The following is a 1011-nucleotide window of genomic DNA, read 5'->3' as shown; positions in this document are numbered from 1 at the left end:
GATTTTAAGCCGGTGCCAGCCGGCGCCGAGGCCGACTTCTTCAACACAATCGGGCGAAAGCAGTCGTCCACTAGCGCCAACGACGCTATGCCAACGCTATGGCAACCAGCGACATACAGGCCCGCCTAACAAGGATACTCGCTGCCGAAGAAGCACCTATAGTGGATTGGCCTGTCGTAGACCGTCTCTGTGACGAGCTGGATCGCGATCTCGATGCATCCAGCGATGACATTCCTGAGATCGTGACGCATTTCCTCTCTGACAGCGACATCCGCGCTCGCGATGCAAGCTATGGTGAGACGCAGCGCGACGCTGTTCGAACCTATCTCGCCACTGGTGACTATTTCGACGGCGTTGCCGTCCCGTGGTGGGGGTGCTTTGCGCTGGTAGCAGCCGTCGTGGGAGCTATTGCGTGGGCGCTGGCTTAGCCGAGCGGCCGCTTCTGGGCGGAAACAAAATGGTTGGAATTGGTGGAAAGCGGAAGTTACCAAATGGCCCGCCCCTCACCTTGACCGGGGAAGCGCGACTTGAAGTCAGCGACCATTTTGTTGCGAACAGCAAAGAGCTCTTGGTGAAGCTCGGACGGAAAGCCAGCAAGTTCGATCTCGTCGAGCAGGTCCCACAACCCTCGCAGGGCCTCCTCCTGCGCCTCGGCGGGGTCAATGAGCCGCCCCATGTCATCTCGCTTGCCTGCCATGTCACCCCCTTCAACCTCGCTTTGGCAACATAGTCACTTTATGTGAATGTCCGCTACTGGTGGTCAACGGACAGGCCGCTTTTGGGTACGAATGTGGCGATAGCTGCCGTTAACAGAGGCGCCGACATCGAAAGGAGACCACGCGCCGAAGAAAGTCCGAGACTAAAATGGCGGGGGATACCTCCGATATATTTGTAAGGAGATGATCGGTTTATAACCTGTCACCTCCACTACCCACATGTCATCTTGCCAAAACGCCGGCCCGCGAACCGAACTTGGCAAATCGACGTTCCCCAGATGGCGCCAATTGAGCC

The 1011-nt window shown here is 57.6% G+C and carries 2 protein-coding genes; one reads left to right on the top strand and one right to left on the bottom strand.

What is annotated here, in order from left to right:
* The first annotated feature begins 98 nt into the window (after positions 1-98).
* On the top strand, positions 99-428 hold the full coding sequence (locus IFS44_RS21620; RefSeq protein WP_192100202.1) for a hypothetical protein: 330 nt from the start codon (positions 99-101) through the stop codon (positions 426-428).
* 56 nt (positions 429-484) lie between these two features.
* Here the strand turns inward: IFS44_RS21620 and IFS44_RS21615 are convergent, their stop codons facing one another.
* Positions 485-697 (bottom strand): hypothetical protein, encoded by a 213-nt coding sequence (locus IFS44_RS21615; RefSeq protein ID WP_192100200.1) that lies wholly within the window; start codon positions 695-697, stop codon positions 485-487.
* Positions 698-1011: the final 314 nt, after the last annotated feature.

Origin of the sequence: Sphingomonas sp. CFBP 13706 (genome assembly GCF_014842355.1) — a bacterium.
Taxonomy (GTDB): Bacteria; Pseudomonadota; Alphaproteobacteria; order Sphingomonadales; family Sphingomonadaceae; genus Sphingomonas; species Sphingomonas aerolata.
This window is presented reverse-complemented; position numbering and strand designations above follow the sequence as displayed.